This window comes from Kribbella sp. NPDC051718, assembly GCF_040681515.1.
In the GTDB taxonomy this organism is placed as follows: domain Bacteria; phylum Actinomycetota; class Actinomycetes; order Propionibacteriales; family Kribbellaceae; genus Kribbella.
In genome coordinates this window covers 304,884-321,096 of record NZ_JBFAYZ010000002.1, presented here as the reverse complement: position 1 = coordinate 321,096, position 16,213 = coordinate 304,884, and the positions used below count along the sequence as shown (strand labels likewise).

Here is a 16,213-nt window from a genome sequence, read left to right as displayed (position 1 = left end):
GGCGCGGATGAGACACGATGGCGGCTGTGTTGAATGATGAACTCGCTGCGCTCGTTCATGAAATGAAGTCCTCTCCGAAGTGGCGGACCGCGCTGCGGACGGGCAGCGGGGTGAGGCCGCCCATCGCGCAGAGCGAGCCGTCGGTCATCAGGTCGCACAGGTCGTCGAGCAGGACGAGATTCTTCTTGCGGTCCTCACCGCGGCGGATCCGGTCGATCGTCTCGACCCCGCGGACCGCGCCGACCCGGCACGGCGTGCACTTGCCGCAGGACTCCTCCGCGCAGAACTCGAAGGCGAATCGCGCCATCGCGGACATGTCGACGGTCTCGTCGAAGACGACGATGCCGCCGTGCCCGACCATCGCGCCGGCCGCCGCGAACGACTCGTAGTCCATCGGCAGATCGAACTGCTCGACCGGCAGGTAAGCCCCCAGCGGCCCACCCACCTGTACTGCTCGTACCGGCCGTTGTGACGCAGTACCGCCGCCGAGGTCGTTGACCAGCTCGCCGAGGGTGATGCCGAACGCGGTCTCGACGATGCCGCCGCGGGCGACGTTGCCGCCGAGCTGGAAGACGTTGGTACCGAGCGAACGGCCCATCCCGTACGCCGCGTAGGTCTTGGCGCCGTTGGCCAGGATTGTCGGGATCGTTGCCAAGGACAACACGTTGTTGACGACCGTCGGACGGCCGAAGAGCCCTTCCAGGGCGGGGATCGGGGGCTTGGCGCGGACCATTCCGCGCTTGCCTTCGAGGCTCTCCAGCATCGAGGTTTCCTCGCCGCAGATGTAGGCGCCGGCGCCGACCCGAACGTGCAGGTCGAAGGTCAGCTCCGAACCGAGGATGTTGCTGCCCAGCCAGCCGCGCTCACGGGCGGTCCGGATCGCCGCGTTCAGCGCTTCAACGGCGTCGGGGTACTCCGAACGCAGGTAGACGTAGCCCTCGGTGGCACCGACGGCGTACGCGGCGATCGTCATGCCTTCGATGAGGGTGAACGGGTCGCCCTCGATCAGCATCCGGTCGGCGAAGGTGCCGGAGTCGCCCTCGTCCGCGTTGCAGCAGACGAACTTGAGGTCGGACTCCGCCCCGAGCACTGTCCGCCACTTGATCCCCGTCGGAAAGCCCGCACCACCACGCCCACGCAACCCACTCGCGACGACCTCCTCGACCACCTCAGCCGAAGTCAACGCAAGAGCAGCCCGAAGCCCCTTATTTCCTTGGTATTCCGCATGATCATCCCCCGACCGCGGATCAACCACCCCCACCCGAGCAAACGTCAACCGCTGCTGCCGCCGCATCCACGGCAACTCCTCAACCAGCCCAAGGTACGAACCTCCGCCACCGAGCTCCGGCCCGCTACCAAGCTCTGCGCTGCCGTCAGGCTGCGCCGTGCCGCCGTCCAGCAGGCCGCCCGCGACGAGGCCATCGACGTCCTCCGGAGCGACCGGGCCGTAGCCGATCCGTCCTTCGGAGGTCTCCACCTCGACGAGCGGCTCGAGCCAGAGCATGCCTCGTGAACCGTTGCGGACCACATCGATGTCCCGCCCGCTAGCCGCGACGGCTGCGGCGATTCGTTCGGCGACCTCGTCCGCGCCGACGGATCGGGCGGCTGCGTCGCGGGGTACGAAGATCTTCATCGGACCTCCCCGAGCAACGCGTCCAGCCGGGCCGGCGTGACCCGCCCATGCAACTTCTCGCCGACCTGAACAGCCGGTCCGAGCGCGCAGTTGCCCAGGCAGAACACCTCATCGACGGTCAGCTTCCCGTCGTACGTCGTCTCCCCGAACCCGACCCCGGTACGCCGCTTCGCATGCGCCGCGAGCTCCTCCGCCCCGACCGACCGGCAAGCCTCGGCCTGGCAGATCCGCAACGTCGTCCGCCCCGCCGGCTCACGCCGGAAGTCGCGGTAGAACGTGACGACACCGTGCACCTCGGCGACCGAGAAGTTGAGCACATCCGCGATCACCGGCACATCGAGCTGATCGACGTACCCGAGTTCTTCCTGGACCGCGTGCAGGATCGGTATCAGCGCACCCCGCAGACCGCGCAACTCCGTGGCGATCTCACGCACACGATCGGCACGCCCGGGAACCGGGACAGGGGGCGGGGACGTGACTTCAGCCGTCATACAACGACTGTCCCCGGCGGTTACCCCGCGGTCAAAGCAAACTTACCTATCACGCGATAGGCCCCAACTATCAACTATTGCTAGCTTCCAGCGCCGCTGACTCATCGTACTTCGCAGGCCCGTAGATGGCGTGTTCGCGCTCCTCGACGAAAGCCCAATAGCGGTCGCCGTAGGACCAGTGCCACCACTCGGTCGGGTAGTTCACCAGGCCTGCCGACGTGAGCACATCGGCCAGCAGGGTGCGGTTGGTGCGCGCCTCGCGGCCGATGCTGGTGGCGGCGAAGAAGCAGGCGCCGTCGCTCTGCTCGGGTGTCGCGTCGATCGGCGTGCCGAGATCGAACGGGCCGTGTTCGCCGACCAGCGTCAGGTCGACAGCCGCGCCGGCGACGTGCGGAGCGACCTCGACCGGCGATACGAACCGGCTCGCGAGGACGTGCGCCTCGTCGTCGGAGATACCGGGGTTGAGGACCTTCAGCTCAGCCTTGTAGCCGTCGTAGATCTCCCGCTGGCTCTCGATCGCGCGCAGCCCTTCGACCACGTGCAGACGAACGCCGGTGGGCAGGAAGGTGTCGGCGACCGCGAGCTTGTCCGCCACGCTCTCCCGGACGTACTGACGTCCCTCGGCCGAGATCCCCCGGCTGAAGAGATCGACGAGCGGCTCACCACTGTCGATGGCCGGAATTCGGGTGATCCGCTCGTCGCTCAGCAGGACAGGCTCGGTCATGCGGTCTGCTTGACCGCGGCCGTGCGGACCAGGTTGTCGACGACCTGGGCGTAGGTCAGCCCAGCTGCCGCCCACATCCGCGGGAACTGCGACATCGCGGTGAAGCCGGGGAAGGTGTTGATCTCGTTGACCAGCGGCTTGCCGTCGGCCGGGACGAAGAAGTCGACCCGGGCCAGCCCCTGGCAGCCGAGCGCGTCGAAGACCTCCAGCGCCGTACGCCGGAGCTGCTCGGTCAATTCAGGATCGGTCGGAGCCGGTACGACAAACTTGGTCGCGCCGCTGTCGTACTTGGCGGCCGCGTTGAAGAACGGCTGATCGGGGTCGGCGTGGATCTCCAGCGCCGGGGCGACGTCCACGCGCCCGTCCGGGAACTCCATCACGGACAGATCGATCTCGCGGCCGTTGATCTCCTGCTCGACCAGCACATGCGGGTCCAGCTCGGCCGCCACGGCCAGTGCAGCCTCGAGCGTCTGCAGATCGGTGGCCCGAGTGACCCCGAAGCTCGACCCGCCGCTGCCCGGCTTCACGAAGACGGGGAACTCGATGTCGGCCGCCTTCAACCGCTGGATGACCGCCTCGGCGTCCTTGAGGTCGGCGCCACGCACGGTGATGCCCGGCGTCACCGGGATGCCCTGGGCGCGCAGGATGCCCTTGGTCAGGTGCTTGTCGAGCCCGACAGCGCTCGCGGCCACTCCGCTACCGACGTACGGGACGTGCAGTTGGTCCAGGAAGCCCTGGATGACGCCGTCCTCGCCACCCTCGCCGTGCAGTGCCGGGATCACCACGTCGCAGTCCTGCAGCAGCGCGATCGCCTCGGCCTGGCCGCCCTGCCAGTAGCCCTCGGGGTCGAGGACCAGCCGGACGACCTCGTGGCCGGACTGCTCCGCCGCCTCGGCGATGCCACGCCCACTCGCGAGGGACACCTCGTGCTCCGGGCTGGCTCCGCCACTGATCACGACTACCTTCACCGCTGGGCTCCCTCGACGTAACGACGCGGAACCCGGTTGCCGAGCCCGCAGTAGATTTCATGTGGAATGGTTCCGGCCCACCGGGCCCAGTCGTCGGCCGTCGGCTCGCCGGAGTCACCGTTGCCGAAGACGAGCACCGGCGTACCGGGCTCGAGCGCGAGATCGCCCGCGTCGATCACGAACTGGTCCATCGTGACCCGGCCGATGATCGGCATCAGCACACCCCGAACCAGCACACTGGCCCGGCCGCCGGTGTTGCGCGGGATGCCGTCGGCATACCCGACCGGGACCAGCGCGACCGTGGTGTCACGCTCGGCGATGAAGTCATGCCCGTACGAGACGCCCTCGCCGGCCTTGATCCGGCGGACCTGGATGACCTTGGTGACGAACTGCATCGGCTGCCGCAGACCGGCGTCGACCTCGTCGATGCCGAACACGCCGGCGCCGATCCGGACCATGTTGCAGTCCGGGGCGTCCAGGGTGAGCGCGCCGGACGAGTTCGCCAGGTGCACGTACTCGGGGTCGAGACCGGCCCGGCGGGCCAGGGCGACACCGGTGCGCAGGAGTTGGTGCTGCTTCTTGCTGTGCGACCCGTCCAGCTCGTCGCCGTGGGACAGGTGCGACCAGATGCCGCGGACCTTGAGCGCGCCGAGCGACTCGTAGTGGGCGGCCGCGCGAGTCAGCTCGATCCACTGGTCGGGGGCGCTGCCGCCGCGGTGCATACCGGTATCGAGCTTGAGGTGCACGTTGTGCACGTTCGGCGTCGAGGCGATCTGCTGGAGCTCGGCGACGGTGGAGACGCTCAGGTCGATGTCCGTGAGCAGCAGCAGCTCGGAGGCGTCGTACAGCCAGATCATGATCGGCTCGGTGATCCCGGCGGCGCGCAGCTGCAGCGCCTCGTCGGCGCGGGCGACACCGAGCCAGGTGGCGCCGGCCTCGATCGCGGCGGTGGCGACCTGGACCGCGCCGTGGTTGAAGGCGTCGGCCTTGACGATGGCCATCACCTCGGTGCCCGGCCGGATCCGCTTGGCCAGGGTCTTCACGTTGTCCCGGACCGCAGACAGGTCGATGACCGTCTCGGCCAGGCCCACGCAGGGGCGGGCCGGGGCTGGGGCCAGGTTCATATCCGTCATTGTTGTGTCCGGCAACGAGCCGGCACATCGGCTCGGGGTAGGAGGTTCAGCGTGGCGAGCATACGACCGTGGTACGACACGACCATGGTTCGGCTCGTCCTTTCGCTCGGAGTTTTACCTACTCTTGTCCGACGCCGCCGCGATCCTTCCGGTTCACGCCTCGGTGCCGTCTTAACGTTTCGTAGGCTGACCGGGTGGACGCAACCGATCATCTGAGGGACTCGCTCGGCGCGGCGGTCGCTCTGGGTAACCGACTGGGCGCACAGTGGAGCCGCGGGCGGCCGCAGAGCGCTGGTGACATCGAATCAGTAGAAGCCGTACTACGCCTGTCCACCAAATTGTCTCAAGACGTGGATGACCGGGCACTGGCCGAATTCACGTCCGGAGGCGCCCGCCTGTACGCCGCCCTGGCCCTCCTCGCCGACGGCTCGATCGACGCCAGCGCCGGTCAACTCAACGCCCTCCTGGAGGCCACCCAAGCGGCCCCACGCCTCACCCGACCTGCCGGTGAGCACGGGGAAACGCCCTGGCATCTGCACTTTGCTTCGTCTGGCGTTTCGCTGGCGAATGGTTGGCTGGCTGAGTTTGCGACGGCGGCTGCGATGCTGCTGGGCAGTACGGAGTACGAGCTGTTGAAGCGCTGCGGGGCGGAGCGCTGTGACCTGCTCTTTCTGGATGCCACCCGCAACCACACCCAGCGGTTCTGCTCCACCGCCTGCCAGAACCGGACGAAGGTCGCGGCGTTCCGGGCCCGCGAGAGCTAGCTCACATTCCGTGAGGTCACAGTCCGCCGGGCTGTCGTGTCGTAAGGGGTGTAGACGAAAAAACACGACAGAGGAGTCCAGTCATGGATGCCCGTTTGAACATGTTCGGCCAGCCCACCGCCGACAAGCTCGTGAAGCACCTGGTCGGCGCCGGCCGCGCCATCGCGCCGGCGCTGCCCTACACGACGCTGGAGCTGGTGAACCTGCGCTCCAGCCAGATCAACGGCTGTGGCTTCTGCACCGACATGCACATCAAGGACGCCGTCGCCGCCGGTGAGTCGCAGCAGCGGCTCAACCTGGTCGCCGTCTGGCGCGAGGCGACCTGCTTCACCGAGGCGGAGCGCGCTGCCCTGGAGCTGGCCGAGGAGGGCACCCGGATCGCGGATGGCGCCGGCGGCGTCAGCGACGAGGTCTGGGAGAACGCGGCCAAGCACTACGACGAGGAGCAGCTCTTCGCCCTGGTCGCGCAGATCGCGCTGATCAACACCTTCAACCGGCTCAACGTGATCACCCGGCAGCCCGCCGGCGACTACGTGGCCGGGCAGTTCAACTGACAGCAGTAATCATCGTTGCCTCGGTCGACCAACCGAGTTTCGTGTAGAGGTACCCGCCATCGGTCGTGGCCATCAGCAGACCGGTGGCGGCGCCGCGGTCCATCGCTCGCCGGCTGAGCCGGCTCATCACGACACTGCCCAGCCCGCGACGGCGATGGGCCGGGTCGGTCTGGATGTCGTGCAGGACGGCATCGTGGCCGACGATGGCAGCCATTCCGTGGGCCGCGACGTTGCCTTGGGCATCTTTGACCTTCGCGTACTCCAGTGGCCCATCGCTGCTGGTCTGCAGCGTGTACTCCGGGGGAGCCGCTTTGATGGGGTGCTTGGTCAGGTCGATGGTCATCAGGAGGCAGGGCTCGTCGAGGAGCTCGAGGCCGGCCTGCTCCAGTACTGCGGCTTTGGCGGCCGGCTGCTCGGTGGTCACGGTCAGCCAGGTCGCGGTGGTCCTCGCGGCGTCGATCGCGAGGTCGTTCACGGTCTCGGCGTGGTCGGTCAGCGCGAACAGCTCACGGTCGCGGCCGGGGAGTCCGAGCGTCACCTCCAGCGCGGCGGGTCGGTTCAGCGGCGCGGCCAGTCCCCGGCAGAGGGTCCAGCCGTGCGCCCAGCGGCGTACGAGCTCGTCCATGATCCGATCGTAACTGCTTATCCCGGATTAGTCGGTTACTTATCTGCCGAGGACGAAGGTCTGGATGGCGATCACCGCGGCGCCGCGGGCCCATTGGGTGAACGACGGGTCCTGCAGGATGAGTGGCGGCGGGACGGCGGCCGGGTGGCGGTCCTGCTGGAGGCCGGCGTGGAGCTCGTCCTGGGCGATTATTGCGAGCTGAACGCCCTCGCCGCCGAGCATCACCGCCTCGGGCATGGTGAAGTTGCTCGCCGCCGCGATCAGCCGGCCCAGGGCGTGGCCCGCGGCGCCGACGATCCGGCGGGCTTCGGGGTCGCCGTTCTTGGCCAGGTCGAGGCATTCGTCGTACCGGACCGGGCGGCCGAGCGCGGTGCTGATCTGACTGGTGATCGCGTCGGTGGTGAGCATCGCGCTGGCGCAGCCGTGGTGGCCGCGGTCGCAGAGCGGGCCGTTGGGATCGAGCGGGTAGTGGCCGATCAGGCCGAGCCCGGCCTCGGTGGTGTGGACCAGTTTGTCGTGCACGACCAGGCCGTAGCCGATCCCGGCGCCGATGGTGAGCAGGCAGAACCGGCTGATCCCGCGCCCGGCGCCGAACCAGTGGATCGCCTCGGTCACCGCGGTCACGTCGTTCGAGACGACGACCTGTGCGTCGGTGCGCTCGGCAAGGAGTTGCTGGAAGCTCACGTCCTCCCAGTCCAGGAAGTCGCCGTGGATCACGTCTCCGGAACCGGCGACATGCCCGCCGACGCTGACGCCGATACCGGTGATTCCCGGCCGGCCTTCGCTCAGCGACCGCGCCAGCTCGACCACCAGGTCGGCGACTTCCTCGGGAGAGTGGCTGGGCAGCGGCCGCTCCTCGCTGGCGATCACCTCGGCTCTGAGCGTGGTCAGCACACCTAGCGCGGTGTCGGAGGTCAACTTCACCCCGACGAAGTGATGGGAGGTAGGCACGATGTCCAACGGCTGCGAAGGCCGCCCGACCCTGGGATCCGTCGGCCCGCCCGGTACTTCGACCAGCAACCCCGACTCCAGCATCGGCTTGGTCAACCGGGTCAGACTGCCCGCGGACAGTTCCACCCGCCTCGCGAGCTCAGCCCGGGACAGGGGTCCGTCCAGCAAGATCTCCAGTGCAAGCCGATGGGACGGCCCGCTCAACGGCCGCCAACTCCCCGCTCCCGCCGAAATCCCTCCCACCCCACCAGACCTTACCGTCGGAGCATGCCCGGCCACGGTGGTTCGCAGTCTCGATCAGTGTGGGAGTTTGCGGGTGTCGATGAGTTGCTGGGCGACGTCGCGGAGTTTGGTGTTGGTGTCTTGGGAGTAGCGCTTGAGGATGGCGAAGGCGCGGTCTGCGTCGACGTCGAAGCGTTCCATCAGGATGCCCATGGCTTGGCCGACGAGTTTTCGGGCGTCGACGGCTTGGGTCATGGTTTCTTCGTGGCGGGCCGAGGCGACGGCGACGGAGGCGTGCCGGGCGAGGATGTGTGCGATCGCCTCGTCGTCGGCGGTGAAGGCGTCGGGCTGGGCGGAGTACAGGCCTAGTACGCCGACGGTCGCGCGACTCGAGTAGCCGGTGGCCAGCGGGACGTCCAGCACGCTACGGATCCCGAGTGCCGTCATCTTCGCCGCCCATTCGGGCCAGCGGTCGTCCGTGCTGGTGTCGCGGATCAGGACGGTGGTGCGATTGCGCAACGCGGTGATCAGCGGCCCGTTGTCCGAACTGATCTGCAGGCCGTACGCGTCCGTGACGACCGGATCGGTGACCGCCGCGACCTCTGGCTGCTGTCCGCGGGTGGAGAGGATCACCCCGGCGTACATGCAGTTCAGCGCCTGTAGCGCGAACTGGACGACGGCGTCGACCGTCTCCTCGACGCTGGGGGCGTCGTGCAGTTCGATGGCCAGCCGCGCGAACGCGTCCGCAGACGTCGGCGCAGCTACCTCGAAGTCAGCCATCCGGGCTCCAGACATGAATGATCGTCGGGGGTCACCCCGTGGCTGGAGTGTTCCTCAGCGGACATCATGCAGCCTGCTCCGCCCGAAGTGGTAGCCGGAGGACGAGATTGGTCGAGCGGGATTTCAGCGGTGCTCGATCTTGCATTGTGGCAGGCCGGTGGAGGCTGGGGTGCAGACCACATATGTGTTGTCGCCGGCCGAGGTGTCGCTGACCCAGGGCATCACCGATTCGCCGGCCAGCAAGGCATCGAGGGTTTGCAATTCGGGGTCGCGCGGCTCCGGATGGTGACGATATCCGGCCGCGCCGAGGGCGAGTGCGACGGACATCGCGAGCAGGTTGGTCGCGTTCGGCTCGTCCGGGCGGTCGGTGCCGTCGGCCGGCTCGAGCCGGATGCCGTGATCCGGCACGTCCACGATCCGCGCCACATAGCTGTCGGTAGTCATGTGGCCGACAGTAGACCTGCTGGATTCTGGGATGCAAATCCCAGAAAATCAGGTACGGTGTGCGCATGACCGGAACGGCGAAGCTGACGCGGAAGGGCCGCGCGACCAAGGAGCGCATCGTCTCCGTGGCCGCCGACCTGATCTACGAGCACGGGGTCGCGGGCACGAGCATCGAGGACGTCCGGGCGGCGGCCGGGGTGAGCGGGTCGCAGATGACGCACTACTTCCAGGACAAGCGCAGCCTGGTGGCCGATGTGGTCGACCATCAGGCGAGGGTCGTGATCGAGTTCGAGCGCAGCCCGGCGGTGGGTGTGCTCGACAGCTTCGAGGCGCTGCGCGAGTGGGCCGCGATCAACGTGCAACGCCAGGTCGACAAGCAGTGCGAGGGCGGCTGCCGACTCGGCTCACTGGCCGGCGAAGTGGTCGAGACCGATCTGTATGCGCGTGCCCGGCTCGCCATCGGCTTCGCCGAGTGGGAGCGCAAGCTGCGCGAGGGCCTGCAGTCGATGTCCGAACGCGGCGACCTGCGATCCGACGCCGACCCGGAGAAGCTGGCGATGGCCCTGCTGGCCGCGCTGCAGGGCGGCACGCTGCTCACCCAGACCCAACGGGATGCCGCTCCACTGGAGGCGGCGCTCGATGCCATGCTGACCTACGTCGAGTCGTTCGCGACCGACCCGGCGGCCGTTGCACGGAGAGGGCACGATGGCTGACTTCTCGGGAGTACTGAGCGGGCGGACGAACTGGACCAGAGAGTTCGCCGCGCCGATCCGGGACTTCCTCCGCACCGAATCGGGCAGTTCGGGCGTGCTCGCCGTGGCGATCCTGCTCGCGTTGGCCTGGGCGAACATCGCGCCCGGCTCGTATGCGGATTTCTGGCACACCGACTTCTCGCTGGCGCTCGGCGGCCGCGAGCTGAACATGTCGCTGCAGGAGTGGGTCAACAGCGGGCTGATGACGCTGTTCTTCCTGGTGGTCGGGTTGGAGGCGCGACGCGAGTTCGACCTCGGTGACCTGCGCGACCGCAGCCGCTTCGTACTTCCGGTGGTGGCCGGGGTGGCGGGGATGGTCGCGCCGGTGCTCATCTACCTGGCCTTCAACCACGGCGGCGAGGGCGCTCACGGCTGGGGCGTCGCGATGTCGACGGACACCGCGCTCGCGCTCGGTCTGCTCGCGCTGGTCGGGCGGGGCGTGCCGGATCGGGTCCGGGTGTTCCTGCTGACCGTGTTCGTCGTCGACGATCTGATCGCACTGCTGGTGATCGCGATCGTCTACAGCGAGAACATCTCGCTGATGCCGCTGCTGATCGCGATCGTTGCCTTCGGCGTGCTCTTGACCGCGAGCCTGCTCCGGGTCCGCCAGGTCGGTGTGTACGTGGCGCTGGGTGTGGTCACTTGGGCCGCCTTGCTGACCAGTGGTGTCGACCCGGTGGTCGCAGGGCTGGCGATCGGGTTGACCGCATCGGCGTACTCGCCGGGGCGTGATGAGCTGGAGCAGGCGAGCGGGTTGTTCCGGTTGTTCCGCGAGCAGCCGACGCCGGAGTTGGCGCGCAACGCAACGCTCGGGCTGACCTCGACGCTCTCGCCGAACGCGCGGCTCCAGCACTTCTACCACCCGTGGACGAGCTATCTGATCGTTCCGATCTTCGGCCTCGCCAACGCGGGCATCACGATCGACGGCGACTTCCTGGCGCAGGCGTTCCGGTCACCGATCACGCTGGGCATCCTGTTCGGCTACGTGATCGGCAAGCCGGTCGCGGTGATGACCGCATCGTGGGCGCTGACCCGCTTCACCGGTGGCCGGTTGCGACCGCAGGTCGGCTGGGCGGCGGTGGCGGGCAGCGGGACGATCGCCGGGATGGGTTTCACCGTGTCGTTGCTGATAGCAACGTTGGCGTTCGAGGGACGGGCGCTGACGGAGGCGAAGCTCGGGCTGTTGTCCGCGGTGGTCGTCGCCTCGGCGGTCACCTGGCTGGTTTTCCAGGCGGCGCACCTGTTGTCGCCGGCCCGCAAGGCGGTCGCGTTGCTCGGTGACGTGGATGAGCTGGTCGACTTGATGGACCCGGTCGATCCAGAGCGCGACCACATTCGCGGGCCGGAGACAGCCTCGGTGACCTTGGTCGAGTACGGCGACTTCGAATGTCCGTACTGCGGGCTGGCGGAGCCGGTCGTCCGGGACCTGCTGAAGGATGACGATCTGCGGTATGTCTGGCGTCATCTGCCGTTGACCGATGTGCACCCGCGCGCTCAGATCGCCGCTGAGGTGGCGGAGGCGGCGGCGGCTCAGGGCGCGTTCTGGGAGATGCACGACCTGCTGTTGGCGAACCAGGAGAACCTCAAGCCGGCCGACCTGATGTCATACGCCGTGCAGCTCGGGCTGGACAACGACCGGATCCACGACGAGGTCAAACGGCACGTCGCCGCCGCGCGAGTAGCCCAGGACGTCGAGTCCGCCGATCTGAGTGGCGTGTCCGGCACTCCCACCTTCTTCGTCAACGGACAACGCCACTACGGCGCGTACGACGTCGAGACTCTGAAGACCGCGATCAAGACGGCGCGGGTCCGGGCCAAGATCCGCGATACCGAACTCCCGCCGCTGGTTCGCCGCCGCCGAGCGCGCACCAGCTAGTGGCAGTAATTGGCTTCAGTAGGTCATTTCTGCCACTGTTCTGAGGGGGTCGGTGTCGGCGACGCTGGGGGCTCCGTAGAAGAAGGGATTCGAGGATGTCGACAGTGTGGGAGACTCCGCCCGCCGTGCAGGACGAGGCTGTTGCGCACTTCGCCGGGAAGCTCAGGTTCGAGACGGATCCGTCCGATGTGGCGGCCGATATCGGAGCCGGCGTGACTGGTTGGGTGCTGATCGACAGCCGGAGTCAGGAGAGCTGGGATCAGGGGCATGTGCCGGGGGCGATTCATCTGCCGACGAGGGAGATCGCGGCTCGCGCGGCGGACGTAGTGCCGGCTGGGCTTCCGGTGATCACCTATTGCTGGGGACCGGCTTGCAACGGTGGTACGAAGGCGGCGCTGGAGTTCGCCAAGCTCGGGTATCCGGTCAAGGAGATGATCGGCGGGTTCGAGTACTGGACGCGTGAAGGTCTGCCGGTGGAGACGGCTGACGGCATCACTCGCCGGCCGTCGGATCCGTTGACTGCTCCTACCGGGATCGCCTGCGCCTGCTGACGGCGCTGTCAGGCAGGTGAGTGCGCGACGTCAGTGGGGGTTGGCCAGGTACTCGGCGTTGCCCCGGATGGCTGCTTCGTAGCGCTTGAGTTCGGGGGTGTCGATGCGGTCGGCGATGACCAGGAGGAGCGTCGCCAGGGCTTTGTCGTGGTGGCCGGCGGCGTGGTGGGTCAGGGCCTTGAAGACTCGGAGGGAGTCTGATTCGGGGAACTCCTGGCTGGCGGCTTTGAAGACGGCCAGCGACTCGTCGAAGCGGTCGAGATTGCGCAGGGTGCTGCCGTACTGGAGCAGGCAGCGGCGTTTGATGTCGCCGCTGAGACCGGGAAGGGCCTGCTCGTAGTACGGCAGGGCCTTCTCCTCCTGGCCGGCCGTGTCGTAGGCGCCGCCGACCTCGTAGAGCACATAGGGGTTGCCCGGGTGCTTGGTCAGCAGGTCCTCGAAGAAGTCGATCGTCGGCTGCATGTTCTCCCGGTCGCGCCGGGCGAACGCCTCGTCGATGGTCGCGGCCAGTTCCGGCGTCAGGTCTTCGGTCACGCTTCCATCATGCCGCGTCGATTTGTCGAACCCCGCGCGGCCGCTCCGGGGCGGGTGCAGTCGGGTCAGAGGTCGAGGACGACCTCGCCGGCCGGTCGTGCGCAGCAGGGCAGGATCTGGCCGGCCGGGGCAGGCTCCAGAGGCTCCGGTGAGTAGGTGACCTCGCCGGAGATCAGTGGGGTGACGCAGGTGTGGCAGACCCCGGTACGGCACGACCAGCGGGTCGGTACGTCGCACGCGTCGGCCAGGTCGAGCAGCGACGGCTGCTGGTCCGACCACGGCACTGAAAGGCCGCTGCGGGCAAAGGTGACCAACGGGCCGGTACCGGGCTCGCCCTCAGGCGGGTGAGGCGGTACTGACCGGTGGTCGGTGATACCGGGGTTGATCGATGCCGGCGTGCCGAACAGCTCGGTGTGGATCCGACCCCGCGCGATCCCCAACCCTGCAAGCGTTTCCGTCATCTCACTCATGAAACCGGCCGGGCCGCAGATGTAGGCCGACGCGTCCGCCGGCAACCCGAGCGCCTCGAACTGGTCTGCGGTCGGCCGCTTGCCATCCGCGGTGTAGAAGATCTGCTGGTGGGCCAGTGGAAGAGCCTTCAGTAGGTCGCCCGCCTCGGACGCGAAGGCCTGCTGGGCTTGGTTGCGGACGACATGAATCCACCACACCGGTCGAGCCGGCTGGTCTGCGATTGCATGCAGCATGGCGAGTACTGGGGTGATGCCGACTCCGGCGGAGACCAGTACCACCGGGCCGGTGTCGTCGGTCAGTACGAAGTCGCCGCGGGGTGCCGCGACGTCGATCTCCATCCCGGCCTTCAGGTGGTCGTGGATGTAGGTGCTGACCAGACCGTCGCGCTTCACGCTGATCCGGTACTCCGCCGCGCCCGGCGCCGACGACAGCGAGTAGCTCCGGACAGCCGGTGGAGTGTCGGCGGCGGCCGCGATCCGCAGAGTCAAGTACTGACCGGCCTGTGCGACCGGCAACTCACCAGTACCGTCCTCCGGCCGGAAGCAGACCGACAAGATCGAACTGCTCTCCGGTACCACCGCTGTCACCTTCAGCGGCCGAAAGCCTGGCCAACCAGCTAGCACCGGCGCAGTGACGTTGGCCGCAGGCAGGGCGGAGTACTGCTCGACTAGCTCTTGGAAGGACTGTTGCCAGCCGGGACTCAGGGCGGGGATGTCCAGGGAGCGGCGGAGCTTCTGCTGGTCGCGGTTGGGGAGGTAGAGAAGGGCGTCGATGTCTGCGACGCTCAGGGCCTGCGGGCCGACTCGGGTGCGGATGATTTCGTCGCCTGCTTCGACCAAGCCCTCCTTGATCACGCGGAGGTAGAAGCCGGGGCGGTGGTGGGCGACGAGCAGGGACGGCAGTTCGGGTTCGCCCATGCGCATGCCGACGCGGTAGCAGGTCACCCGCGGCTGCGTGACCTCGAACTCCGCCTCGCCGATCTGGTACCGATCGCCGATACAGACCTCGTCGTCCGGCAACCCGTCCACGGTGAAGTTCTCGCCGAACATCCCGTACGTGAGGTCGTTCCGCCCGAAGTGCTCCTGCCAGTGCGCGTAGGACTCCAGTTGGTAGACCAGCACCGCGCGCTGCTCACCACCGTGTCCGCCCAGGTCGCCCTGGCCGTCACCGTCGACGTTCAGTCGCCGGACCATCCGCGGTCCGTCGACAGGTGACTTGAAGACACCCGTGTAGACCGTCCGGTCGTGCCAGGACACGTCCTTCGGCAGGCCGACGTTCAGGGACCGCAGCGTGGCCATCATCAGCTCCAGCTGTTGAGTACTGATCGAGTCGGATGGAAACGCACCGCCCGGCCCGTCTCGCCTCCGGCATTCCAGTCGATTGTCGCCGTACCGGACAGGTGCAGGGCCGTGCCGGTCGAGAAGTCGAGGAACAGTAAGGAGGCGGTCGGGTCGACCGCGATGTTGCCCAGACTGTTGAACATGTTGTTGCCCGGGAAGTCCGGCCACCACAGGTCCCCGCCGTCGATCCGCACGAACCCGGGCTCGCCGCCTTTGTGCGAGGTGTCAGCGCCGCGAGTGGGATGCGCGGTACCGAGGAAGAAGGTGTCCGCGCCCTCGACCAGCGCCGTCGCCGCCTCACCGAGCGACCCGTCAGTCACGATCGGCAGCGTCGACGCCGGCTGCGTGACCTCGTGGGGATGGATGTACTGCGGGCAGTTGCCATAGGCCTGCTCCGCCGCGATCTCCAGCTCACCGTCGGTACTCCGAACCAGCTCCCCATTGATCCGCACCCGTCGCCGCAACACCAGGTCGATCACCAGTACGCCGACCGGCTGCCACGCCGGTACGCCGTGCAACGGGTCACCCGGCGCCGGCGCAGTACCGATCGTCAACGTGCTGCCACTCGACGACAGGAAGCCAGGCGTCCCGGACATCCCCGTCGTCCATAACCGCCCGTCACTGTCGCGCGCCGTGATCGCCACGAAGTCGCGCTGCGCCAGGAACTTCTGCGCGCCACCCTCGAGCGACGCCGGCCGCAGCATCCCCTCCAGCCGGGCCGCGTCGAAAGCGACTCCCGCCTTCTCCTGGACCGCCAGCTCGCCCTCGTGGAAGCCGGTCATGACTGCCTCGTCTTCTCGTAGTGCCTGGCGACCCGGGTGCGGTTGCCGCAGCGGCTGCCGATGCACCACTGCCGCCGCTTGTGCTCCGCGAGGAACAGCATCGAGCAGTTCGGGTTCGCGCAGCGTTTCAGCGTCTCGAGCCGGGCCGGGTCGGCCATCAGCTCGATCGTCTCGCGCGCCATCATCGCCAGCGCCGCGTTCCCGCCGTACTCCGGATGCCAGCGGATCTCCGCCTGCAATCCGTCGTCCGAAACCACCATCCGCAGGCTCTGCGGCGCCCCGGCAACGGCGGCGTTGAGGTCGTCCACAGAAGTTGCTGACGGCAACCGATTGGTCAAGTGTGCATCGAGCACTTCCCGTATTGCCGCCCGCAACCGCCGCACCGCAGCACCGTCCGGGACCGGTCCGGCCGGCAGCCTGCCCGACTGCAGCGACCACCAGTTCGCCAGCTGCTCGGGCGTCTCGATCAGGTCGACCGGCGGAGTGACAGCCAGGAGCTGCGTGTCCACCAGGTCGAGCGCAGCCAGTCGCTCACCGCCCATGGCGAACCCCGCGGCCAGCAGGTCCTCAACGCTCGGGCTCATGCTCATGCCACCACCTTACGCATTAGTTACGTCT

18 protein-coding genes are annotated in these 16,213 nt (G+C 67.9%); 5 read left to right on the top strand and 13 right to left on the bottom strand.

Annotated elements, in window-relative coordinates; all coding sequences use genetic code 11:
* Nucleotides 1-55: 55 nt before the first annotated feature.
* The 5 genes from AB0M15_RS08155 to alr form a co-directional block, all read right to left on the bottom strand.
* Entirely contained in the window at nucleotides 56-1,633 is a 1,578-nt protein-coding gene (locus AB0M15_RS08155; RefSeq protein ID WP_363815247.1) for an NADH-ubiquinone oxidoreductase-F iron-sulfur binding region domain-containing protein, read from the bottom strand.
* On the bottom strand, nucleotides 1,630-2,067 hold the full coding sequence (locus AB0M15_RS08150; RefSeq protein ID WP_344845361.1) for an NAD(P)H-dependent oxidoreductase subunit E: 438 nt from the start codon (nucleotides 2,065-2,067) through the stop codon (nucleotides 1,630-1,632). Before AB0M15_RS08150 ends, AB0M15_RS08155 begins: the two co-directional genes overlap by 4 nt.
* Nucleotides 2,068-2,194: 127 nt before the next feature.
* The gene (locus tag AB0M15_RS08145) at nucleotides 2,195-2,848 is read right to left on the bottom strand and encodes a M15 family metallopeptidase (protein WP_363815245.1); all 654 of its coding nucleotides are present in this window, start codon (nucleotides 2,846-2,848) and stop codon (nucleotides 2,195-2,197) included.
* Complete coding sequence (locus AB0M15_RS08140; protein ID WP_363815243.1) at nucleotides 2,845-3,816, bottom strand: D-alanine--D-alanine ligase family protein; 972 nt, start codon at nucleotides 3,814-3,816, stop codon at nucleotides 2,845-2,847. The genes AB0M15_RS08145 and AB0M15_RS08140 overlap by 4 nt, the downstream gene beginning before the upstream one ends.
* The gene (gene alr, locus AB0M15_RS08135) at nucleotides 3,813-4,940 is read right to left on the bottom strand and encodes an alanine racemase (protein ID WP_363815241.1); all 1,128 of its coding nucleotides are present in this window, start codon (nucleotides 4,938-4,940) and stop codon (nucleotides 3,813-3,815) included. Before alr ends, AB0M15_RS08140 begins: the two co-directional genes overlap by 4 nt.
* 203 nt (nucleotides 4,941-5,143) lie before the next feature.
* Between alr and AB0M15_RS08130 the strand changes: the two genes are divergently transcribed.
* Nucleotides 5,144-5,713: a CGNR zinc finger domain-containing protein gene (locus tag AB0M15_RS08130; RefSeq protein ID WP_363815239.1), complete on the top strand. Its 570-nt coding sequence runs from the start codon at nucleotides 5,144-5,146 to the stop codon at nucleotides 5,711-5,713.
* 83 nt (nucleotides 5,714-5,796) lie between these two features.
* Nucleotides 5,797-6,267, top strand: a complete 471-nt coding sequence (locus AB0M15_RS08125) for a carboxymuconolactone decarboxylase family protein (RefSeq protein WP_363815237.1) — start codon at nucleotides 5,797-5,799, stop codon at nucleotides 6,265-6,267.
* On the opposite strand, the gene AB0M15_RS08120 is transcribed toward AB0M15_RS08125, so the two are convergent.
* The 4 genes from AB0M15_RS08120 to AB0M15_RS08105 form a co-directional block, all read right to left on the bottom strand.
* On the bottom strand, nucleotides 6,260-6,892 hold the full coding sequence (locus AB0M15_RS08120) for a GNAT family N-acetyltransferase (RefSeq protein ID WP_363815235.1): 633 nt from the start codon (nucleotides 6,890-6,892) through the stop codon (nucleotides 6,260-6,262). The two genes, AB0M15_RS08125 and AB0M15_RS08120, sit on opposite strands and share 8 nt — an antisense overlap.
* 39 nt (nucleotides 6,893-6,931) lie before the next feature.
* Nucleotides 6,932-8,011, bottom strand: a complete 1,080-nt coding sequence (locus AB0M15_RS08115; protein ID WP_363815233.1) for an ROK family protein — start codon at nucleotides 8,009-8,011, stop codon at nucleotides 6,932-6,934.
* Between the two features lie 129 nt (nucleotides 8,012-8,140).
* Nucleotides 8,141-8,845 carry a GAF and ANTAR domain-containing protein gene (locus AB0M15_RS08110; RefSeq protein ID WP_363815231.1) on the bottom strand — a complete coding sequence of 235 codons (705 nt, stop codon included), beginning with the start codon at nucleotides 8,843-8,845 and terminating at the stop codon, nucleotides 8,141-8,143.
* Between the two features lie 123 nt (nucleotides 8,846-8,968).
* Nucleotides 8,969-9,289: a hypothetical protein gene (locus tag AB0M15_RS08105; protein WP_363815229.1), complete on the bottom strand. Its 321-nt coding sequence runs from the start codon at nucleotides 9,287-9,289 to the stop codon at nucleotides 8,969-8,971.
* A 65-nt stretch (nucleotides 9,290-9,354) separates the two neighbouring features.
* Here AB0M15_RS08105 and AB0M15_RS08100 point away from each other — a divergent pair, with 65 nt between their 5' ends.
* From AB0M15_RS08100 to AB0M15_RS08090, 3 genes are all read left to right on the top strand, one after another.
* Complete coding sequence (locus AB0M15_RS08100) at nucleotides 9,355-10,002, top strand: TetR/AcrR family transcriptional regulator (RefSeq protein WP_363815227.1); 648 nt, start codon at nucleotides 9,355-9,357, stop codon at nucleotides 10,000-10,002.
* The gene (gene nhaA, locus AB0M15_RS08095; RefSeq protein WP_363815225.1) at nucleotides 9,995-11,917 is read left to right on the top strand and encodes a Na+/H+ antiporter NhaA; all 1,923 of its coding nucleotides are present in this window, start codon (nucleotides 9,995-9,997) and stop codon (nucleotides 11,915-11,917) included. Before AB0M15_RS08100 ends, nhaA begins: the two co-directional genes overlap by 8 nt.
* Before the next feature lie 95 nt (nucleotides 11,918-12,012).
* Nucleotides 12,013-12,468, top strand: coding sequence for a rhodanese-like domain-containing protein (locus AB0M15_RS08090; protein ID WP_363815223.1), 456 nt, complete (start codon nucleotides 12,013-12,015; stop codon nucleotides 12,466-12,468).
* A 30-nt stretch (nucleotides 12,469-12,498) separates the two neighbouring features.
* Here the strand turns inward: AB0M15_RS08090 and AB0M15_RS08085 are convergent, their stop codons facing one another.
* The 4 genes from AB0M15_RS08085 to AB0M15_RS08070 all read right to left on the bottom strand — a co-directional run bounded on the left by AB0M15_RS08085 (nucleotide 12,499) and on the right by AB0M15_RS08070 (nucleotide 16,185).
* Entirely contained in the window at nucleotides 12,499-13,002 is a 504-nt protein-coding gene (locus AB0M15_RS08085; protein WP_363815221.1) for a tetratricopeptide repeat protein, read from the bottom strand.
* A 65-nt stretch (nucleotides 13,003-13,067) separates the two neighbouring features.
* Nucleotides 13,068-14,771, bottom strand: coding sequence for an MOSC and FAD-binding oxidoreductase domain-containing protein (locus tag AB0M15_RS08080; RefSeq protein ID WP_363815219.1), 1,704 nt, complete (start codon nucleotides 14,769-14,771; stop codon nucleotides 13,068-13,070).
* Between the two features lie 2 nt (nucleotides 14,772-14,773).
* Nucleotides 14,774-15,595: a pyridoxamine 5'-phosphate oxidase family protein gene (locus tag AB0M15_RS08075; protein WP_363815217.1), complete on the bottom strand. Its 822-nt coding sequence runs from the start codon at nucleotides 15,593-15,595 to the stop codon at nucleotides 14,774-14,776.
* Nucleotides 15,592-16,185, bottom strand: coding sequence for an ABATE domain-containing protein (locus AB0M15_RS08070; RefSeq protein WP_363815215.1), 594 nt, complete (start codon nucleotides 16,183-16,185; stop codon nucleotides 15,592-15,594). The genes AB0M15_RS08075 and AB0M15_RS08070 overlap by 4 nt, the downstream gene beginning before the upstream one ends.
* Nucleotides 16,186-16,213: the final 28 nt, after the last annotated feature.